General features: G+C 59.3%; 23 protein-coding genes. 14 read left to right on the top strand and 9 right to left on the bottom strand.

The window, feature by feature from the left end; translation table 11 throughout:
• Nucleotides 1–18 precede the first annotated feature (18 nt).
• Together ACE3PR_RS04160 and arsJ are read left to right on the top strand one after the other, a co-directional pair.
• Complete coding sequence (locus ACE3PR_RS04160; protein ID WP_374368520.1) at nt 19–1,065, top strand: ArsJ-associated glyceraldehyde-3-phosphate dehydrogenase; 1,047 nt, start codon at nt 19–21, stop codon at nt 1,063–1,065.
• 6 nt (nt 1,066–1,071) lie between these two features.
• On the top strand, nt 1,072–2,322 hold the full coding sequence (arsJ, locus tag ACE3PR_RS04155; RefSeq protein ID WP_374368518.1) for an organoarsenical effux MFS transporter ArsJ: 1,251 nt from the start codon (nt 1,072–1,074) through the stop codon (nt 2,320–2,322).
• A gap of 110 nt (nt 2,323–2,432) precedes the next feature.
• Here arsJ and gfa read toward each other — a convergent pair whose 3' ends face one another.
• The 7 genes from gfa to ACE3PR_RS04120 all read right to left on the bottom strand — a co-directional run bounded on the left by gfa (nt 2,433) and on the right by ACE3PR_RS04120 (nt 8,091).
• Nucleotides 2,433–3,005: an S-(hydroxymethyl)glutathione synthase gene (gene gfa, locus ACE3PR_RS04150; protein ID WP_374368516.1), complete on the bottom strand. Its 573-nt coding sequence runs from the start codon at nt 3,003–3,005 to the stop codon at nt 2,433–2,435.
• Between the two features lie 171 nt (nt 3,006–3,176).
• Entirely contained in the window at nt 3,177–3,824 is a 648-nt protein-coding gene (locus ACE3PR_RS04145; RefSeq protein ID WP_374368514.1) for a hypothetical protein, read from the bottom strand.
• Between the two features lie 12 nt (nt 3,825–3,836).
• Nucleotides 3,837–4,655 (bottom strand): ABC transporter permease, encoded by an 819-nt coding sequence (locus ACE3PR_RS04140; protein WP_374368512.1) that lies wholly within the window; start codon nt 4,653–4,655, stop codon nt 3,837–3,839.
• A complete protein-coding gene (locus ACE3PR_RS04135; RefSeq protein WP_374368510.1) occupies nt 4,652–5,428 on the bottom strand; it encodes an ATP-binding cassette domain-containing protein in 777 nt (258 codons plus the stop codon). Before ACE3PR_RS04135 ends, ACE3PR_RS04140 begins: the two co-directional genes overlap by 4 nt.
• 22 nt (nt 5,429–5,450) lie before the next feature.
• Nucleotides 5,451–6,416, bottom strand: coding sequence for a YVTN family beta-propeller repeat protein (locus ACE3PR_RS04130; protein ID WP_374368508.1), 966 nt, complete (start codon nt 6,414–6,416; stop codon nt 5,451–5,453).
• Between the two features lie 47 nt (nt 6,417–6,463).
• A complete protein-coding gene (locus tag ACE3PR_RS04125) occupies nt 6,464–7,696 on the bottom strand; it encodes an ABC transporter substrate-binding protein (protein ID WP_374368506.1) in 1,233 nt (410 codons plus the stop codon).
• On the bottom strand, nt 7,693–8,091 hold the full coding sequence (locus ACE3PR_RS04120) for a cytochrome c family protein (RefSeq protein WP_374368504.1): 399 nt from the start codon (nt 8,089–8,091) through the stop codon (nt 7,693–7,695). The genes ACE3PR_RS04125 and ACE3PR_RS04120 overlap by 4 nt, the downstream gene beginning before the upstream one ends.
• A 167-nt stretch (nt 8,092–8,258) precedes the next feature.
• On the opposite strand from ACE3PR_RS04120, the gene ACE3PR_RS04115 reads away from it, so the two are divergent.
• Together ACE3PR_RS04115 and ACE3PR_RS04110 are read left to right on the top strand one after the other, a co-directional pair.
• Nucleotides 8,259–9,224 (top strand): quinoprotein relay system zinc metallohydrolase 2, encoded by a 966-nt coding sequence (locus ACE3PR_RS04115; protein ID WP_374368502.1) that lies wholly within the window; start codon nt 8,259–8,261, stop codon nt 9,222–9,224.
• A 34-nt stretch (nt 9,225–9,258) separates the two neighbouring features.
• On the top strand, nt 9,259–10,053 hold the full coding sequence (locus tag ACE3PR_RS04110; protein WP_374368500.1) for a quinoprotein dehydrogenase-associated SoxYZ-like carrier: 795 nt from the start codon (nt 9,259–9,261) through the stop codon (nt 10,051–10,053).
• A 34-nt stretch (nt 10,054–10,087) separates the two neighbouring features.
• Here ACE3PR_RS04110 and ACE3PR_RS04105 read toward each other — a convergent pair whose 3' ends face one another.
• Nucleotides 10,088–10,438 carry a hypothetical protein gene (locus ACE3PR_RS04105; protein ID WP_374368498.1) on the bottom strand — a complete coding sequence of 117 codons (351 nt, stop codon included), beginning with the start codon at nt 10,436–10,438 and terminating at the stop codon, nt 10,088–10,090.
• Between the two features lie 98 nt (nt 10,439–10,536).
• Here ACE3PR_RS04105 and ACE3PR_RS04100 point away from each other — a divergent pair, with 98 nt between their 5' ends.
• From ACE3PR_RS04100 to ACE3PR_RS04070, 7 genes are all read left to right on the top strand, one after another.
• Nucleotides 10,537–10,998 (top strand): hypothetical protein, encoded by a 462-nt coding sequence (locus tag ACE3PR_RS04100; RefSeq protein WP_374368496.1) that lies wholly within the window; start codon nt 10,537–10,539, stop codon nt 10,996–10,998.
• Between the two features lie 185 nt (nt 10,999–11,183).
• Nucleotides 11,184–11,264, top strand: a complete 81-nt coding sequence (pqqA, locus tag ACE3PR_RS04095; RefSeq protein WP_374369320.1) for a pyrroloquinoline quinone precursor peptide PqqA — start codon at nt 11,184–11,186, stop codon at nt 11,262–11,264.
• A gap of 71 nt (nt 11,265–11,335) precedes the next feature.
• Nucleotides 11,336–12,253 (top strand): pyrroloquinoline quinone biosynthesis protein PqqB, encoded by a 918-nt coding sequence (gene pqqB / locus ACE3PR_RS04090; RefSeq protein ID WP_374368494.1) that lies wholly within the window; start codon nt 11,336–11,338, stop codon nt 12,251–12,253.
• A 5-nt stretch (nt 12,254–12,258) separates the two neighbouring features.
• Nucleotides 12,259–12,987 carry a pyrroloquinoline-quinone synthase PqqC gene (gene pqqC, locus ACE3PR_RS04085; protein ID WP_374368492.1) on the top strand — a complete coding sequence of 243 codons (729 nt, stop codon included), beginning with the start codon at nt 12,259–12,261 and terminating at the stop codon, nt 12,985–12,987.
• The gene (pqqD, locus tag ACE3PR_RS04080) at nt 12,888–13,268 is read left to right on the top strand and encodes a pyrroloquinoline quinone biosynthesis peptide chaperone PqqD (RefSeq protein ID WP_374368490.1); all 381 of its coding nucleotides are present in this window, start codon (nt 12,888–12,890) and stop codon (nt 13,266–13,268) included. Before pqqC ends, pqqD begins: the two co-directional genes overlap by 100 nt.
• On the top strand, nt 13,265–14,380 hold the full coding sequence (pqqE, locus tag ACE3PR_RS04075) for a pyrroloquinoline quinone biosynthesis protein PqqE (RefSeq protein ID WP_374368488.1): 1,116 nt from the start codon (nt 13,265–13,267) through the stop codon (nt 14,378–14,380). Before pqqD ends, pqqE begins: the two co-directional genes overlap by 4 nt.
• A gap of 376 nt (nt 14,381–14,756) precedes the next feature.
• Entirely contained in the window at nt 14,757–16,559 is a 1,803-nt protein-coding gene (locus ACE3PR_RS04070; protein WP_374368486.1) for a methanol/ethanol family PQQ-dependent dehydrogenase, read from the top strand.
• A 52-nt stretch (nt 16,560–16,611) separates the two neighbouring features.
• Here the strand turns inward: ACE3PR_RS04070 and ACE3PR_RS04065 are convergent, their stop codons facing one another.
• On the bottom strand, nt 16,612–16,875 hold the full coding sequence (locus ACE3PR_RS04065; protein WP_374369334.1) for a hypothetical protein: 264 nt from the start codon (nt 16,873–16,875) through the stop codon (nt 16,612–16,614).
• Between ACE3PR_RS04065 and ACE3PR_RS04060 the strand changes: the two genes are divergently transcribed.
• Genes ACE3PR_RS04060 through ACE3PR_RS04050 form a run of 3 tightly spaced genes read left to right on the top strand, consistent with a single transcriptional unit; the run spans nt 16,798 to nt 18,573 of the window.
• Nucleotides 16,798–17,169 carry a c-type cytochrome, methanol metabolism-related gene (locus ACE3PR_RS04060; RefSeq protein ID WP_374369318.1) on the top strand — a complete coding sequence of 124 codons (372 nt, stop codon included), beginning with the start codon at nt 16,798–16,800 and terminating at the stop codon, nt 17,167–17,169. The genes ACE3PR_RS04065 and ACE3PR_RS04060 overlap by 78 nt on opposite strands.
• On the top strand, nt 17,114–18,022 hold the full coding sequence (locus ACE3PR_RS04055; protein WP_374368484.1) for a substrate-binding domain-containing protein: 909 nt from the start codon (nt 17,114–17,116) through the stop codon (nt 18,020–18,022). Before ACE3PR_RS04060 ends, ACE3PR_RS04055 begins: the two co-directional genes overlap by 56 nt.
• A gap of 35 nt (nt 18,023–18,057) precedes the next feature.
• On the top strand, nt 18,058–18,573 hold the full coding sequence (locus ACE3PR_RS04050; protein WP_374368482.1) for a PQQ-dependent catabolism-associated CXXCW motif protein: 516 nt from the start codon (nt 18,058–18,060) through the stop codon (nt 18,571–18,573).
• The last annotated feature ends 9 nt before the right edge of the window (nt 18,574–18,582 follow it).

Here is an 18,582-nt window from a genome sequence, read left to right as displayed (position 1 = left end):
CAACAAGGGAATTCCATCATGCGCGTGGGTATCAGCGGCATGGGCCGCATCGGGCGTCTGGCTTTGCGGGCGGCATTGGGCGCCGCCGAGCGGCCCGATGACGATCCCAGGAAGGATAATCGCCTGGAAATCGTTCATGTGAACGAGTTGAAGGGCGGCGCGGCCGCGACGGCACACCTTCTCGAATTCGACAGCGTCCAGGGCCGCTGGCGCGGTGCCGATATCGGCGTGGAAGGTGAGGATGCGATCAGCGTCAATGGCCGCCGCATCACATTCTCCGATCACGCCGAACCTGCCAATATCCCCTGGGGTGACTTCGGTGTCGACCTTGTGCTGGAATGCACGGGGAAATTCCTGACGCCGAGCGCCCTGCAAGGTCATCTCGATCGTGGTGCCAGGCGCGTTGTTGTCGCTGCTCCCGTCAAGTTCGACACTGTGCTCAACGTCGTGGTCGGGGTGAACGACCATCTCTATGACCCCGCGAAATACCCGATCGTCACAGCGGCCTCCTGCACGACCAATTGCCTTGCGCCGGTGGTGAAGGTCGTGCACGAGGCCATCGGTATCCGCCATGGCCAGATCACCACGATCCACGACCCTACCAACACGAATGTCGTGACCGATGCCCCCCACAAGGATCTCCGGCGTGCGCGAAGTGCCATGCTCTCGCTTCAGCCGACCACGACGGGTAGCGCCACGGCGATTGCGCTCATCTATCCGGAACTCAAGGGAAAGCTGAATGGCCATGCGGTTCGCGCACCTGTGCTCAACGCCAGCCTGACAGATTGTGTCTTCGAATTGCGACGCGCAACCGATGCCGATGAGGTGAACAACCTCTTCCGACAGGCCGCTACCGGGTCGCTCGCGGGTATTCTCGGCTACGAAACCCGGCCACTGGTTTCGGCTGATTACGCGCGCGATACGCGCAGCAGCATCGTCGATGCACCGTCTACCATGGTGACAGATGATACCCTGCTCAAGGTCTATGCCTGGTACGACAACGAGATGGGCTACGCCTGCCGCATGGTGGATCTCGCCTGCATCCTAAGCCAAGCGGGACTCTGATCGATCGTGAGCGCCACTCGCAACTATGTGATTGTTACGGCCGCCTATTGGGGCTTCACACTGACCGACGGCGCCTTGCGCATGCTGGTGCTGCTGCATTTCTTTCGCCTCGGCTATTCGCCGCTCACGCTTGCCTTCTTGTTCCTACTTTATGAAGCAGCCGGCGTCCTTGCCAATCTGATCGGCGGTTGGCTAGCGACACATTTCGGCATTGCCCGCATGTTGGCCGTTGGCCTCATTACCCAGATCAGCGGATTCCTGATGATGTCGGCCCTGATGCCCGAATGGAGCGCCATGGCCTCGGTCGCTTGGGTCGTGGCGGCACAGGGCATTTGCGGCGTTGCCAAGGATCTTACCAAGACCGCCAGCAAATCGGCGATCAAGCTGACTGCCGATCAAGCCCTGGGTGATGAAACACCTGGAAAGCTCTTTCGTTGGGTTGCCTGGTTCACAGGCAGCAAGAATGCGATGAAAGGTTTTGGCTTCTTCCTGGGCGGCGTACTCCTCGAAGGTCTGGGCTTCAAAGCCGCGCTCTGGACGATGGCGACGCTCCTCGGATTGGTGTTGCTGGGCGTCGTTCTGTCGCTGCCCGCTCAGATGGGTAAGGCTCAGGCCTCGAAGTCAGCCCGCGAATTCTTTGCAAAGGGGCGCGGAATCAACCTTCTTGCCGCGGCCCGGGTCTTCCTTTTTGGCGCGCGGGATGTGTGGTTCGTGGTCGGCTTGCCGATCTTTCTCTATGCCGCAGGCTGGACCTTCACCATGGTCGGCACCTTCCTGGCAATCTGGACCATCGGGTATGGGCTGGTACAGGCGGTGGCGCCAGCATTGGTACGAGGCGGCGGCCGCAACCATCAGGATGGCATCGCGGCGGCGAGGCTCTGGTCGTTTCTGCTCGCCTTGATTCCGGCTGCAATGGTCGGCTGGTTGAACTTCGGTCAGAGCTACGAACTCATCGCCGTGGTGACGGGGTTAATTCTTTTCGGCGTCGCCTTTGCCATCAATTCCTCGGTCCATTCCTATCTCGTCCTTGCCTATGCCGGCTCGGAAAAGGCCGCCGAGGATGTCGGCTTCTATTATGCCGCCAATGCGGCTGGACGCTTCATGGGCACGCTGTTATCGGGCTTGCTCTATGGCGTGGGCGGTCTCGCGGCATGCCTTATTGGCTCCGCCACGATGCTGGCGGCATGCTGGTTGTTCACGCTGGCCTTGCCGCCCCTGGCCCGCCGCCTCAATCGTGAAGGACAGCAGCGTCTCTGAAAGGAATTCAAATCCATGGATTCCGGCGATTACGTGATCCGATTTCGTTCAGGGAAAGATAGCGGCAGCGTAGTTTGATGCCCTACGCTGCCGATCTCATGTCAGCTTTGTCACGCCTTCAGGACGCCGGAGGCTTTGGCAAGATGCGTTGCGATGGCGTCCATCAAGGGTGGCGAGAGGCAGTCATAGGGTTCGAGCTTGAGTTCCCGCAACCGCGCCCGGATCCCGGCCATCTGATCCGGCTTCGTACCAGCTTCGATCACCGAGGAAACGAAAGCGGCGAATTCGGGCGCCGACCAGCCATCTTCCTTGGACAACTCGGTATGCACGAAGTCGAGGCCGTAGAATGGATGGTTCTTGTTCTCGATGCGGCCGTACATATGAACACCGCAGCCAGAACAGGCATGGCGCTGGATGGTGGCGTTTGGGTCGACGACCTTGAGTTTCTGCGCGTTCTTCGTAACGTTGACGGCGTCACGCGAAACGACGGCAATCTGTGCGAAGGTTGCTCCCGCCGGTTTCCAGCACTTGGTGCAGCCGCAGACGTGATTGTGCGCGGTTTGGGCGCTGATGGTGACGGTCACGGGATCCGTCGCGCATTTGCATGTCAAAGTTCCGCCGGAAAAAGTCTTTGATCCTGGCTTGACGCCGTTATCCACGGACGGATGTATCGATACAGCCATGTTCGTATCCTCCAGATTTCTTCTGATCCAGCGCCCCTCTTAACGATGTGCGCGGCGGTAGCGCCCGCGATCACATCGGCACGACCCTTCGGTTATATCCTTGAATATTTTCATCCGTCGAGAGCCGGGAGGCGCTGTTGTTCCAAAGGATGAGAGTGGCATCGGACGCTGCTATTGGCCGGCGGAAATATCTTCCTGGATCGCCCGCGACAGGGTGAAGAGGCGCTGTTCGATAATGACCGGCTGCTGGCATATCTCCGGCAGGAGCTTCTGCCGGTCATCGAACACACGGGAATCCCAATCAATCGCCTGTTGCAGGGAAAAGCGCTGCTCGGCGATAACGGGATCGGTCGAGCTTGGATCCAGGTTGTCCAGTATCCGCCAGCCTTCCTCGATGCGTTGAGACAGGCTGTCCTGGCGTTCGGTGAAGCGGCGGATGCCGCGGATGATGTCGCGCCTCTCCCGGTTCATGGTATCGAAGAGGCCAGCCAGAACCTGGATCATGACGTGCTGCCGGTCCTTTGTATATCCGGCGGCAAAGCGGTGCAGGGCTGCCACGGCATCATCCTGTGGCGTGCGGCGGGGTGCCACCTGTGCCACCAATGTCGCGACGGCCGGTACGTTGCGCCATGTTTCGGTCGCGTCAGCCAAACCCGGGCCAGACCATATGGCGCCGAGTGAGATTTCCGGTCGCAGGACCTGTTCGCAAGGCCAGTTGCTCGGTGCCGCTGTCGGCGAAGAATCCTGCGCTTGCGTCGGCGCCGAGAAGCCAAGAAGTGAGGAGAGAGCGATCGCTCGCAAGTAAGCTTTGGCCGGCATGCCGTTCTCCTTTCAAGCACCTGGGCGCATGCGCGCGATCAGGCCTTTCGATGGGTCATAGGCAAAGATGGCGGCGCTCAGAAAGAAGGCACTGAATCCAAGCACCGCCAATGTAGCAAAGATGTCGATCTTGCCGTAGAGCGTAAAGCGTATCAGTTCAACCGCATAGGTGAATGGATTGAAGCCGCAGATGTCGCGCAGGAGGGGGCTCGATTCTTCTATCTTCCACAAGGGATATAGTGCGGAAGAAGCGAAGAACATGGGGAAGATCACGAAATTCATCACGCCGGCGAAGTTTTCCAACTGGCGGATGAGGGACGAGAGCAGGAGGCCGAGCGCGCCCAGCATCAGGCCTGAGAGCAGCAATGCGGGCAGGACAACAAGATGGCCCGAAGCAGGTATATCAATGCCGTAAAGCCGGGCAATCAAGAGGAAAACGTAGACCTGTGGCAACGAGAGCAAGGTGCCGGCGGTCAGTTTCGATACCAGAAGAAACCAGCGGGGGAGCGGACTGGTGAGGAGCACGCGCATGCTGCCGACCTCACGGTCATAGACGATGGACAGCGAGCTCTGCATGCCGTTGAAAAGCTGGATCATGGCGATGAGACCGGGAACGATATACTCATCGTAGAGTATGTATGTTTCGTAAGGCGGCACGATCGAGACGCCGAGAACGGCGCGAAAACCGGCGGCGAAAACGAACAACCATATCAGGGGCCGTACCAGAGCCGAAACAAATCGGCTGCGCTGATGGACAAAGCGCAGCCCCTCCCGCCAGACGATCCCGTAGAAGCAGCGCAGCCAGGCGCCGGCGGATAGCTTGTAACTCATATGTCGCGGCTTTCCGTCAATCGGCGAAAGGCGTCATTGAGATCGACCGCATTCAATTCCTGCACAATATCCGCGGCAAGACCGGTCCGCAGGATATGGCCGCGATGGAGGATGATGGTGAAATCATCTGGCTGGACTTCGTCGATCAGATGGGTCGACCAGAGCACGCTCATGCCGCGCGCGGTGACGAGGCCGCGGACATCGGCAATGATGTCGGCGCGACTTTTGATGTCGAGGCCGACGGTGGCTTCGTCGCAAAGCAGAAGTCTTGGGTCGTGGAGCAAGGCGCGGGCGAGTTCGACCCGCCGTGCCTCGCCACCGGAAAAGGCTCGAATCTTTTGCTCGGCCTTGTCCGAGAGACCGACGCGCGCCAATTCTTCGGCTATGCGGGTGCTGGACCGGCGCCAGGTCATGCCGTGCAGGGATGCGTGATACCAGAGATTTTGTCGGGCGGTGAGATCCGCATCGAGAGCACGTTGCTGGAAAACGACACCCAGCATGGCGAGCGCCGCCGAGCTGTCCCGCCGCAAATCCACATCGAAAATACTGATGGACCCTTGCTGTGCAGCATAGAGACGGGTGATCAGCGAGAACAATGTCGTCTTGCCGGCGCCGTTTAACCCCAGGAGCACGGTAAATTGCCCCGCCGGCACTTGCAGGTTGATGTGCTCCAGGATCGCCCGCCCGCCGATGTGGTGATTGAGGTCGGCGATCGAGAGGGCGGGGGATTGCCCGGACGGCGATGTCGCTATCCCTTCGTGGCTGGCCACCATGGGCTCCACCGGATGGACCCACTCACCGGATAACGACGCCCCAAGGGAGTTCGCCAACCGCTATGGATTTTATGACTTTCAGGGATTCGACATCGATAACGGAGATGTCATTGGATTCACCATTGGTGCTGAGCAGGAACTTGCTGTCGGGCGTGAGGGCCAGCTGCCACACGCGCTGGCCCACCAGCAGATATTCCTTGACCGCAAAGCTGGCGACATCGATCGCGGCAACCCGATTTGCCGGCCCGAGCGCCACGAAGGCTGTCTTGCCGTCGGGCGTGATGGCGATGCCGACCGGCTGGATTGATTCCTTCCGCAATCCTTGCACCTCGAAGGTGATCTTCTGGACGATCTGGCGGGTGGCAACGTCTATCACACTCACGGTACCGCCGATTTCCGACGAGACCCAGACATGCTTACCATCGGGCGTGAAGGCTGCGTAACGCGGTCTTGCATCCACCAGGACGCTATCCGTCACCTCGAAGCTCGCCGTATCGATGAAATGGGCCATGCTGGTCGTTTCCGACGTACTGACCAGCCATTTGCCATCCGGACTGACACCCATGCCTTCGGGCTCGGTGCCGACCGGGATCTCGGCAGCGACCGCACCCGGGCCGACATCGACGACCGTCACCATGTTGTTGTCCTCGTTGGCGACATAGAGCAGATCGCCTGCCGGTGCCAAGGCAAAGAGTTCCGGATCGGGTCCACTTGGCAGGGTCCTGATCAAGCTCAAGCTGTCTGCGTCGAACACCTCGATATGGTCGGCATCGCTGGTGCAGATATAGATTTGCTTCTGATCGGCGCTGAGCGTGATGCCTCGCGGGCGCTCACCCACCGGCACGGTCGCCGTCACTTCCATCGTCGTCAAATCGATGACGCTGATCGTGTTGCCTTTCTCATTGGAGACATAGGCGGTATACGCCAGGGCCGGGGTCGTCGTCACAAGACCCATCAGAGCGAGAACGCAAGCTGGCAAGCGATTCATCTCAACCTCCCATAACGGTCATATTCTGCCGACGGCGGCGATATCGATCACGGATTGAGCCGGCATTCTGAGTCCGGTTCGTCATAACCCAGAGTGTCCAGGGGCGTGCGTTGGTGCAGGAATCCTTCCTGCGGCGAGACTGAAACCAGCATCGTCGGCGATGCCAGCAGGATCGGCTCGCGCAATTGCTGGTTCCATCGGCGGAAGGTCAGGCCCTGGCCCTTGAATGCCCCCAACTGGAACGCATCCGACAGCATGAATTGCCTTAGTGTTTCAGGGTCAGCCTGGGTGCTGCGGGTAACACTCTCGCCGATCGACCGGACGGCCATCCAGGCAGTGTAATCCTCCTCCAACATCCAGCGGCCAGCCGCTTTGGTGAAACGGCGCTGAAGCTGCGTGCCGCCCCATTGCTCCTGACTACGGTGCCATGCTGTGGGGATCAATCCCTGCGTACCCATAACGGGTCGCGGTGACCAAGTGCGGTAGGGGAGATATTCGCCGAAAACCTCACTCTCGTCAGCGACGATCATCACGTCATAATCCGGCAGACGCTGGGTGAGGTCGGTCATTTGCTTGCGGACCTGCTGCTGACCGGTGTCGCTTCGGCGCGCACCCGCCTCGAACTCATAGACCCGTTCTTCCACGATTTCTCCGCCGAAGCGCTTTGCCGCCCGTCTTATGGCGTCAGCGAAGGCCTTGTCCGCCGGCAACGCCCCGGAAATGAGAACCCAGCGCGGCCATTGCTTGCTGATCAGATATTGCGCCAGCGCATCGGCTTTCATGGCGCGGCTGGGAACCATGTGGAAGACATTGGCCCGGCAGCCGGAGATGCGCAGGCCGTCATCTTGCGCTTGAACATTGAAGATAAGTGCGTCCTGCATTTCCGGAAAGGCCGCAAGTTCCAGGAGACGATCGGCCGTCAAGGCGGCAACCACCAATTTGATGCCGGCTGCGCTCATGTCCTTGGCAGCCTGATGAAGGTCGCCTTTCTCGGGGATGATGGTTTCCAGCAAGGTGTAGGATTGTTTGAGGAATTTCCCGGTCGTGTTGTTGTCTTCGATGCCCAGCCTTGCGCCGGCCATTCCCTTGTCCGTCGCAACCACTTCGACCAGGGATAACGGCTCGCGCTCCGGGATCGCCTCGCCGAGATAACCGATCTTGACGATTAGTTCGGTCGTCTGGGCCTTGGCCTCGGCAGCGACAAAAAAACTTGCCGTGCCGATGGTAGAAGAGATTGCCAGACCGATGAAGGCATGTCGGAGAGCGGCGTGGGTTCTCATTGCGCGGCGCCGGCTGCTTCCTGAAGATAGGAGATAAGGTCTGCGCGATCGGTCGGCTTGGGCAATCCGGGGAAAATCATCTTGTTGCCAGGGATGAGCTCCTTCGGCTTGGTCAGATATTTGTCGAGCGTATCGGGGTCCCAGGTGAGGCCGCTGCTCTTCATCGCATCGGAATACTTGAAATCGGCAATCGTGCCGGCGGGACGGCCAATAATGCCGTGAAGAGAAGGACCGATCTTGTTGACGTCGGCCTCCACGGAATGGCACGCCGCACAGCGCGCAAAAATCTTCTTTCCCTTTGTGGGGTCGCCGTTATCGACGGCATAGGAGGCAGCCGTGGCGCAGAGGGTTGTTGTCAAAATGATGGTCGCCGCCGTGAAAGACGATCGCAGCATGCACAAACTCCCAGAAACTTGTTGTACGTCATTAGTATGATGGTCGCTCTTACCGATCTGCCGTACATTTGTCAGATGGCGACTTGTCCCAATTGATTGAATATTAGGAATCGAACCCGGGCACCACAAGCGTTCAACGCTGCTCTCAGCCTAAAGTACAAGGGAGAATGGCATCGATCATGTCGCACCCGTTTTCGCATTTGCGTCGTGCCGGTCATTTGTTCGTGATCGCAATTGCCGTGGCCGCAATCCCGCCAGCGTGCCCCGCCTTTGCGCAAGCGGCCCTTTCCGTGACGGAGGTAGCGCCTGGCGTCTACGTCTATCGCGGCGAACATGCGGAAGCGAATCCGGAAAATGACGGTGGCATCGCGAATATCGGCTTCGTTGTCGGCACTCGGTCGGTGGCGATCATTGACACTGGCGGCAGCCCCGTCATCGGTACGGCGCTACTCAGCGCCATACGGGAGGTGACCGATCGGCCTATTGGTTATGTCGTCAACACCCATTTCCATCCAGATCACATTCTGGGCAATTCGGCTTTTTCCGCTGAAGCGCCGGTCTTCATCGGTCATGCCAATCTGCCGGCGGCATTGCGGGCGCGGCAGGAAAGTTATCTCGCGCGGGCGGCAGAAACGCTAGGGCAGGACGTTTCCGAAGCGTGGTTCGTCCTGCCTAAACACCTCGTCAGCACGCGGGAAACGATCGACCTGGGAGATAGGGTTCTGATCTTGGAGGCCCATCCTCCCGCCCATACTGATAGTGACCTCACCGTTCTCGACGAGGCGACCGGGACGTTGTTCGCGGGCGATCTTGTTTTTCTCGAGCGTATCCCCGCAGTGGACGGATCGGTCCTGGGCTGGCTCGCCGTGCTTGACAGATTGGCCGAGATCCCGGCCCGGAAAGTGGTTCCTGGTCACGGTCCCGTTGCGGCCGCGTGGCCCGATGCATTGGCGGACGAGCGGCGCTATCTGAAGGTAATCGTTACGGAAACCCGCCGGATTCTGGCGGCCGGCGGCACTTTGCAGGCCGCCACGGCAACGGTCGGATTGTCCGAGAAGGGCCGCTGGCTGCTCTTTGACGACTACAATGCGCGCAACGTCACGGCGGCGTATACTGAATTAGAGTGGGAATAGCGTCTGGTCCAGCGCCGGCCCGAGGGAGGTTAAGATGAAGCCCTGGCTCTTGCAAATTCTCGTCCCGGTAATTTGTCTTCTCTGCGGCACCGAAGCACGCGCCGAAGACGATCTGTGGTCTGACCTCAAGATGGCCTTGTTTCCGGACAAAGTGATCGAGAATGGTGCCGCCTTCATGCGCATGACCGCGCCGGAGCGCGCCCATGATGCCGCAATCGTACCGGTACAGATCGATTTCGACCGGGCGCACATGCAAGGCATCACCCTCAGCACCCTTACACTCATCGTCGACAAGAACCCAGCACCGGTGGCAGCAGTGTTCCGCTATGCATCGGATCGGACGGATCCTTCCGTGGGCGTTCGCATTCGGGTCAACGAATATACCGACGTGCATGCGGTAGCAGAGACGTCGGATGGCCGGCTGTTTGAAATTGCGGTGTTCGTCAAGGCGGCTGGCGGTTGCTCGGCGCCCGCGAACAAAAACCCCGCTGATGCCGAAGCGAATCGAGGTGAGATGAAACTGAAGCGGCTTGCGGCGGCGGAGAGGGAGGGGTCGCTGGAACTCCTCATCCGGCATCCGAACTATTCTGGTATGCAGATGGACCAGGTCACCCGTCATTACATACCGGCAGATTATGTCGAAAAGATCGACATACGCCATGATGGGGAATTGCTCCTCTCGGTCGAGGGAAATATCTCCCTGAGCGAAAACCCCGCCATTCAATTTTATCTGCCGGGTCAGGGCTTGGATGGCCGCGTGGAGGCAGATGTCATGGATTCCGCCGGGCGTTCGTTCAGGGCCGAGTGGCCAGTGCCACCGGCGGGCTGATAGCTAGCAAGCGAGGGGGCTGGTGGGCCGGAGACTAGAAGCAGCGGAAGTCCGCCTCGATTTGCGCCAGGCGCAATTGCTTGACGATATCGGTCAGCATTTTCATGTCGCGGAACATGCCCGTGAGCTCTCCACTCACCTGTTGCATGCGCATGATGGTGTCCGCTTTTTCGTAGGTATCATAAGGCATGATCGATGCGACGGTATCGATACTGCAGGCGCAGCGGCGCAGCATGTCCTGGGTCTGGCCGTTGCTGGCCATGCAGCCAATCACATAATCGGCAACGACCGGCGTGGGATAATCGTTCGCCGCCGCAGCGCCCAATGCGCTTTCACTCATCAGAATAAGGCAAGCCATCGCACTCATGAGAAACCGCTTACGCATGCGGCAGCCTCCAATTGGGTGGCAGGTGCATCGCCGACAGAGAAACACAGGCATCAGGGAGCGTCAATTGGCGTTACGGCTGAAGGGGGACTGGTGTCGTGATAACCGCCAAGCTGATAGCCTCGCTCCTGACGGCAATCTCCGGCTATACTGGGTATGCAATTCCTGTCGTGGCCCCCGAGATCATTGCGATCCCTCAAAGCGAACTGGCAGAGCAGGTTTGCAGCCGGCCCTGCGGTGTCCTCGCATTCACGACGCCGGAGGGTCGCATTCTGGTCGATGACAGTCTGCATATTGGCACCGACCCGGTGGCCACCAGCATCCTGGTGCATGAACTTACCCATTTTATGCAGCTTCATGCCCATGCAAAACACGATCCGCATACGGCTTCCCGGGGCGCGACGTTGCATCTGCCGCTGGATTGCCAGGATTGGAGTGCACGCGAAAGCGAAGCCTATCATGTGCAGTTACAATGGCTGCGTGATACCGCGCCAACAATACGGGAATTTTCGCTGGAACTGTCTCGGCTGGGGGCCAGGCCGGTCTTCAAGGCGTGTTGAACGCACCGATAATAGGCGCTGATGAACCCAGCATCGGGTTTGTCCCAGAAATTCCACCCTAAGGATGAGCGTTGAGAGGCAGCCCGTTATTGTGGCGCTGCCGGACTCGCGATACCATTCAATAAGTCGGTGATGCCGACTGTTAGTGCCGGTTCGACAATCGCTCTAAATTGGGAGGACTGATCGTGAAGAAATGGACAGCTCCGCGTATCCGCGAAATCTGCGTCGGCATGGAAATCAACAGCTACGCCAGCGCGCGCCTGTAGACAGCTTCCGTCGCTGCGCGGTGGAAACAGACAATGTTACCGCCACGGCAGTCGTTGAAGATACGGCTGTCATGGAAGTAATCGTGCTTGGCTCTGCCGCCGGCGGTGGATTCCCTCAGTGGAACTGCAACGCGCCGACCAGCAAGGCGGCGCGCGAGGGAGCCGGCGGTGCACAGCAGCGCACGCAGGCGTCGATTGCTGTCAGCGCGGATGGCGAGAATTGGCTTCTGGTGAATGCATCGCCGGATTTGCGTCAGCAATTGCTACAGAACCGTGCGTTCTGGCCGCGGCAGGGTTTGCGGGATTCGCCTATCAAGGCGGTCTTGCTGACCAGTGCCGAGATTGATCATGTCGCGGGGTTGCTGTCGATGCGAGAAAGCCAGCCCTTCCGGCTTTGGGCCACAAGCAGCGTTCTCGGGATATTGGCAGAAAACCCGATATTCGGCGCATTGGCGCCTGACTATGTCGAACGCAGCGCGTTTCCCTTGGGCGATCCGATAAAGATTGCGGGCGCGTCTGGTGATCTTGGCCTCGTTATCGAGGCGTTCCCCGTGCCAGGCAAGGTCCCCTTGTTCCTCGAATCGCGCCATGTCGGCGATCTTGCCGGGGGAGTCGAGGATACGATCGGTTTGGAGATCAGGAGTGGGGCGGCGCGCTTTCACTTCATCCCCGGCTGCGCGCGATTGACCCCGGCATTGCGGGAGCGGCTGCGAGGGTCGCCGTTGATCTTCTTTGACGGAACGCTGTGGTCGGATACGGAACTTGTCGACCTCGGCATCAGCGCAAAGACGGGAGCGCGAATGGGGCATATGAGCATCAGCGGCGCCGACGGCACCATGGCCGCCTTCGAGGGTCTGGCCATAGGGCGCAAGGTGTTCATTCACGTGAATACGACCAATCCGGTCCTGGACGAGGCTTCGCTGGAGCATGCGGCGACTGTCGCGGCCGGTTGGGAAGTGGCGCAAGATGGCATGAGGATCTCATTGTGAGTCATATGCTCGATCCTGAGGGGTTGGAGACCGCACTACGTGCGATCGGCGCTGAGCGTTATCACAACCGTCACCCGTTCCACGCATTGCTGCATGGCGGCAAGCTCAACCGCGGTCAGGTACAGGCTTGGGCGCTCAACCGCTATTACTACCAGTCAATCATTCCGATGAAGGATGCGACCATTCTCGGCAGATCCGCGGATCTGGGGTTCCGGCGCATCTGGCGACAACGAATTGAGGATCACGACGGCAACGACGATGGCCCGGGCGGCATCGAACGCTGGCTCGGTCTGACCGGCGCACTGGGCCTCGAGCGTGATTATGTCGTTTCTGGTGCGGGTCTGTTGCCAGGCACGCGCTTTGCCGTCGAGGCGTACCTGCATTTCGTGCGCGACCGCAGCCTGCTGGAGGCCGTTGCATCCTCTCTTACCGAAATGTTTGCCCCTGCCATCATCACAGATCGGGTCAGCGGCATGCTGGCCAATTACGATTTTGTTGATCGCGCCGCATTGTCCTATTTCGACAAGAGGCTCTATCAGGCGCCGCGGGATGCCGATTTTGCCCTCGATTATGTGAAACGGGAGGCGCGGTTGCCACAGCAGCAACAGCTCGTCTTGAATGCGTTGACCTTCAAATGCGACGTGCTGTGGGCCCAGCTCGACGCGCTCTATTACGCCTATGTCGAGCCGGGTCACATTCCGCCGGGCGCCTTCGTTCCGGGGCAAAGGGCGTGAACGAGGCGATGCTAGCCACGGCATCCAGACCGCGCTTGGCGCCCGGCGTGCGCCTGAGATTTGATGCGACGCGGCAGAGCTGGACGCTTTTGGCACCGGAGCGTGTGCTGATGCTCGATGACACCGCCTGCGAGATCCTCAAGCGCTGCGACGGCGTTACGGATGTGGCGGCCATGGTCGAGGATTTGGCGCAGGCCTATAGTGCCGATCGCGCCGAGATCGAGGGTGATGTGCAGGCGTTACTGGCCGATCTCCTTGAGAAGCGGATATTGATGGTATGAGCGCACGGCAAGCTCCCCAACCGCCGCTGGCGATTCTGCTCGAGTTGACACATCGCTGTCCGCTGCAATGTCCCTATTGTTCAAACCCGCTTGAGCTGGAGCAGGTGCGCGATGAACTCACGACCGAGGAATGGCGCCGCGTCATCGAAGAGGCGGCCGATCTCGGGGTGCTGCAGGTGCACTTCTCAGGCGGTGAACCGACCATTCGGCGCGATCTGGCCGTGCTGGTTGATCATGCCCGGCAATGCGGTCTCTACAGCAACCTGATTACGTCCGGCGTGGCGATTGATCGCGCACGGTTTGCGGATCTGGTGGCTGCCGGACTCGATCACGCGCAACTAAGTTTCCAGGACTCGCTTGCCGAATCGGCTGAGCGGATCGGCAATTGCGCCGGCGCTCAGGCGAAGAAACTGGCTTTTGCCACATGGGTTCGCGAATCTGGCCTACCCTTGACGGTCAACATCATCGTCAACCGACATAATGTCAGCCGGATCGACGGTATGATCGACCTTGCCGTCTCACTGGATGCAGCGCGGGTCGAGATTGCGCATGTGCAATATTACGGCTGGGCGCTCAGAAATCGAGCGGCATTGATGCCGACACTGGACGATCTGCAGCGCGCAACGGAGCAGGTCGAACTGGCGCGGGTGCGGCTGCGCGGTCGTATCGTGATCGATTATGTTGTTCCGGATTATTACGCCCGAACACCCAAGGCCTGTATGGGCGGCTGGGGGCGGCAATTTCTCAATGTGGCGCCTTCTGGGCGGGTCCTGCCATGTCACGCCGCGGAAACGATTCCCGAATTGTCTTTTGATTCCGTTCGCGACAAGGCGCTGGCGGAAATCTGGGCGGCGTCGCCGGCATTTGAAAAGTTCCGTGGTACGGATTGGATGCCGGAACCTTGCCAGAGCTGTGCGCAGCGAGAGGTTGATTGGGGCGGCTGCCGGTGCCAGGCGCTCGCAATCGCAGGCTCTGCTGGGGCCACCGATCCGGCCTGTGCCTTGTCGCCACTGCATGCCGATTTGCGGGCGCTGGCGGAATCGGCGAGCAAAGCGCCGGCGCCGGATTTTCAGTATCGCCGCCGCAAAACCGCCGCCGCTGCGGCCAGCTGAATCACAGCGAACAATCCGGCCGGATGATGCACGCTCGTCGTGCTTAAGTACGAGAGAGATCTTCATCAACGGTGTGCGATCCGCGTGCTCCAACTGTCTCGCGCGCTAAGTTGTACCAAAGGACGATGACTACGAAGCGTTTGTCGATTGACGACAAATGGTCGGTCGCCTCACTCTATGAAGTGTTAGCGTGGACTGCAGGGCTTCCGACAAATCGTTCGCTGCGTTCTTCACGGCCAGCGAGACTCTCTGCGATACGAAGATGATCGGGAGAACCCGGCAACATCGCTTAATGATCGGCCAGTTGATGGCGGCTCGGTAGGTCAGGGAAAAAAGACGCCGAGGCGGTGCGCCATTCATAATCCGGGAGGGAACCATGGCAAGAGTGAATCCTGCTTCAGGAGTTGTGCTGGGGTTGGCCGCAATGGCGACATTGTGGTCGGCGAGCGCTATCGCCAATGATGAATTGCTGACGCTGCAGAAAGATCCCAAGCAATGGGTCATGCCGCTTGGTGACTATTCGAGCACGCGCTATAGCGGCCTTGATCAGATCAATGCAGGGAATGTGAAGGATCTGCAGGTCGCCTGGACATTCTCGACCGGTGTTCTGCGCGGCCATGAAGGTGGCCCGCTGGTCATTGGGAATATGATGTATGTGCACGCACCATTCCCCAATACCGTTTTCGCGCTTGATCTTAGCCAGGACGGAAAAATTGTCTGGAAACACGAACCCAAGCAGGATCCCAACGTCATTCCGGTGATGTGCTGTGACACGGTCAATCGCGGTGTCGCCTATGGTGATGGATTGATCTTCCTGCACCAGGCCGACACCTCTCTGGTGGCACTCGATGCCATGACCGGTAAGGTCGCCTGGACGGCGGTCGACGGCGATCCGACCAAGGGTGAAACCGGCACCTCGGCGCCAATGGTGATCAAGAACATGGTGCTGATCGGCAATAGCGGTGCCGAGTTCGGCGTGGTGGGTCATGTTACGGCCTATGACACCAAGACCGGAAAGCAGCTTTGGCGGGCAAACTCCGTTGGGCCGGATTCGGATACGCTTATGGATCCGGAGAAGACGACACAGCTCGGCAAGCCGGTCGGCAAGGATTCCGGCATCGCGACCTGGGAAGGTGACCAGTGGAAGACCGGTGGCGGCACGGCCTGGGGCTGGATGTCCTATGACCCGGAACTCAACCTTGTCTATTACGGCACTGGCAATCCCAGCACCTGGAACCCGGTGCAGCGTCCCGGTGACAATAAATGGTCGATGACCATTTTCGCGCGCGACGCGGATACCGGCATGGCCAAGTGGGTCTATCAGATGACACCGCACGACGAGTGGGATTATGACGGCGTCAACGAAATGATCCTGGTCGACAAGGAGTTCAATGGCGAACAACGGAAACTGCTGGTTCACTTTGATCGCAACGGCTTCGGCTACACGTTGGATCGCGAGACTGGCGCGCTGTTGGTCGCGGAGAAATTCGATCCGGCGGTGAACTGGGCAACCAAGATCGATCTCGAGACCGGCCTGCCGGAGCGGGTGAAGGAATTCTCGACTGAAGCCGGTGGCGAGGATACCAACACGCAGAATATCTGCCCGGCCGCTCTTGGCTCCAAGGATCAGCAGCCGTCCGCCTATTCGCCGAAATCGGGTCTGTTCTACGTGCCGACCAATCACGTCTGCATGGATTACGAGCCGTATAGGGTCGCTTACACCGCTGGCCAGCCTTATGTCGGGGCGACGCTGAGCATGTATCCACCCAAGGGCGAAGAGAATCTCGGCAACTTCATCGCCTGGGACGCGACCACGGGGAAGATCAAATGGTCCCTGCCGGAGCCTTTCTCGGTCTGGAGCGGCGCCCTGGCGACGGCTGGCGACGTGGTCTTCTACGGCACGCTGGAAGGCTATCTCAAGGCCGTCGATGCCGAGAGCGGCAAGGAATTGTATCGCTTCAAAACGCCATCCGGCATCATCGGCAACGTCAATACCTATGAATATGATGGCAAGCAGTATGTAGCCGTCCTGTCCGGACTCGGTGGCTGGGCCGGTATCGGCATGGCGGCCGGTTTGACGGGTGAGCAGGAAGGCTTGGGTGCCGTCGGTGCATACAAGTCGCTCTCCCAGTACACCGCGCTCGGTGGCACTTTGACCGTCTTCGCTCTCCCTGAGTGATGTCGCTACTGAACGGGGATACGGTCGGCCCGTATCCCCGTTCTTTTTCCCGCTACCGATGCACGATCATCAAAATATTGACCGAGGACAATGAATGCTGCGGAACGAAAGGCGGTATCTTCAACACCCCGCTATGGCTATAGCGGCGATCCTTCTTAGCCTGATCTTTTTCGGCGCCAATGCCCCAGGCAACGCCCAGGAAGGCGATGATGCGGAAGCCGAGGAAAAGCCCTATCGTATTCAGCCGGACGGGACGACCGATTGGGCGACGTTCAATGGCTTCCGACGGTATAGTGGCAATTGCCTTGCCTGCCATGGCCCAGACGGCGCCGGCAGTTCCTTCGGTCCGGCCCTCATGGAATCTTTGAAGGTCCTCACTTACGAACAATTCTACGAAGTCGTCGTGAACGGGAAGACCGACGTCAATACGGCGACGACACTGAAGATGCCGGCATTGGGCACGGATCGCAATGTCATGTGCTATATCGACGATATCTATGCCTATCTGAAGGCGCGATCGGATCGAGCGATCGGGCCGGGGCGGCCGGCGAAGCATGATCCGAAGCCACCAGAGGCTGCCGAGGCGGAGGCGGCCTGTATGGCCGATTAGAAGGATGTCGCTGGTGAGGAAAGCGCAGAGCTTTTCGATTGTCATGGCATGTCTGGCAGCGACCTGGCTGGCATTCTCCTTCCATATCCCAGCGATGGCCAATGAGCTCCCTGAGGCGGTGGACCGTTCGGCGCTGCGGGTTTGTGCAGATCCCAGCAATCTGCCATTTTCGAACGACAAGGGCGAAGGCTTCGAAAACAAGATCGCCGAATTGCTGGCGGAGAAGCTGAATGTTCCTCTAAAGTATATCTGGTACCCGAATACGGTGGGCTTCCTGCGCAACACCTTGCGCGCACGCCGATGCGATCTGGTCCTGGGCATCGTCACCGGTGCTGAAATGGTGCAGAGCACGAATCCATACTATCGCTCGGCCTATGTCATGGTGACGCGCAGCGCCGACAACATCACTGCCGAGACGATCGCGGCGTTGCAATCGAAGAATTTCAGAATCGGCCTCACTGCCGGGGCGCCGCCCGCGGACATCATCGCCAGAACGGGACTCGCATCGCGGGTTCGCCCCTATGACCTGATGGTTGACACGCGGCATCAGTCCCCAGGCAAGGACATGATCGAGGATCTGCTTGATCACGAGATCGATGTGGCGATCATGTGGGGGCCGATCGCGGGATATTACGCTATCCAACACGACGCGGCCTTGAGGATCATGCCGCTGACCAAAGAGGCGAATACCACGCGGATGGATTTCTACATCACCATGGCGGTTCGCCCCGGCGAAAATAGATGGAAGAATGACATCAACGAACTGTTGCGCGAGAACGCGGAACCGATCCAGGAAATCCTGCGCAGTTACCACATTCCCAGGCTCGACGGTCGGCGCAAGCTGATTCCATGAAGGATGCAATCCGGAATCTGGGAGTATGTGTGTTGATGCTGATCGGCGGCAGTCTGTCGGCATATGCCCAGACAGCCGAGCCGGTGGGTTACAGACTTGACGATTATCGCAGTGAAACGCCGGCAACTCTGCGAGGCGCCCGCGTGATTGACGCCCTTGATCTGCATCAACTGATGTTGCGCGAGGCCGTGATCGTCATCGACGTGTTGCCGCAGCCGCCCCGACCACAGGAGCTTCCTGCCACGACCTATTGGCGCGCCCCCGCGCGATACGATATTCCAGGCAGCATCTGGCTTGCCAATGTCGGATATGGACGTCTGTCGGATGAGATGGATGTCTATTTTCGAGATGCGCTTGGCAAGATCTCCTTGGGCAACAAGGCCAGGAAAATGGTGTTCTATTGCGATGCGCAATGCTGGATGTCATGGAATGCTGCGAAGCGTGCCATGGCATATGGCTATAGCGGCGTCCACTGGTTTCCTGGCGGCGTCCAAGAATGGATTGAGGCAGGCTATCCGACCATGCTGAATGCCGTGATCCCGGCGAAGTGAGATAGGCGC

Origin of the sequence: Dongia sp. (assembly GCF_041909655.1) — a bacterium.
In the GTDB taxonomy this organism is placed as follows: Bacteria; Pseudomonadota; Alphaproteobacteria; order Dongiales; family Dongiaceae; genus Dongia.
Note: the sequence above shows the minus strand (reverse complement) of the source record. Positions and strands in the feature narration are given on the sequence as shown.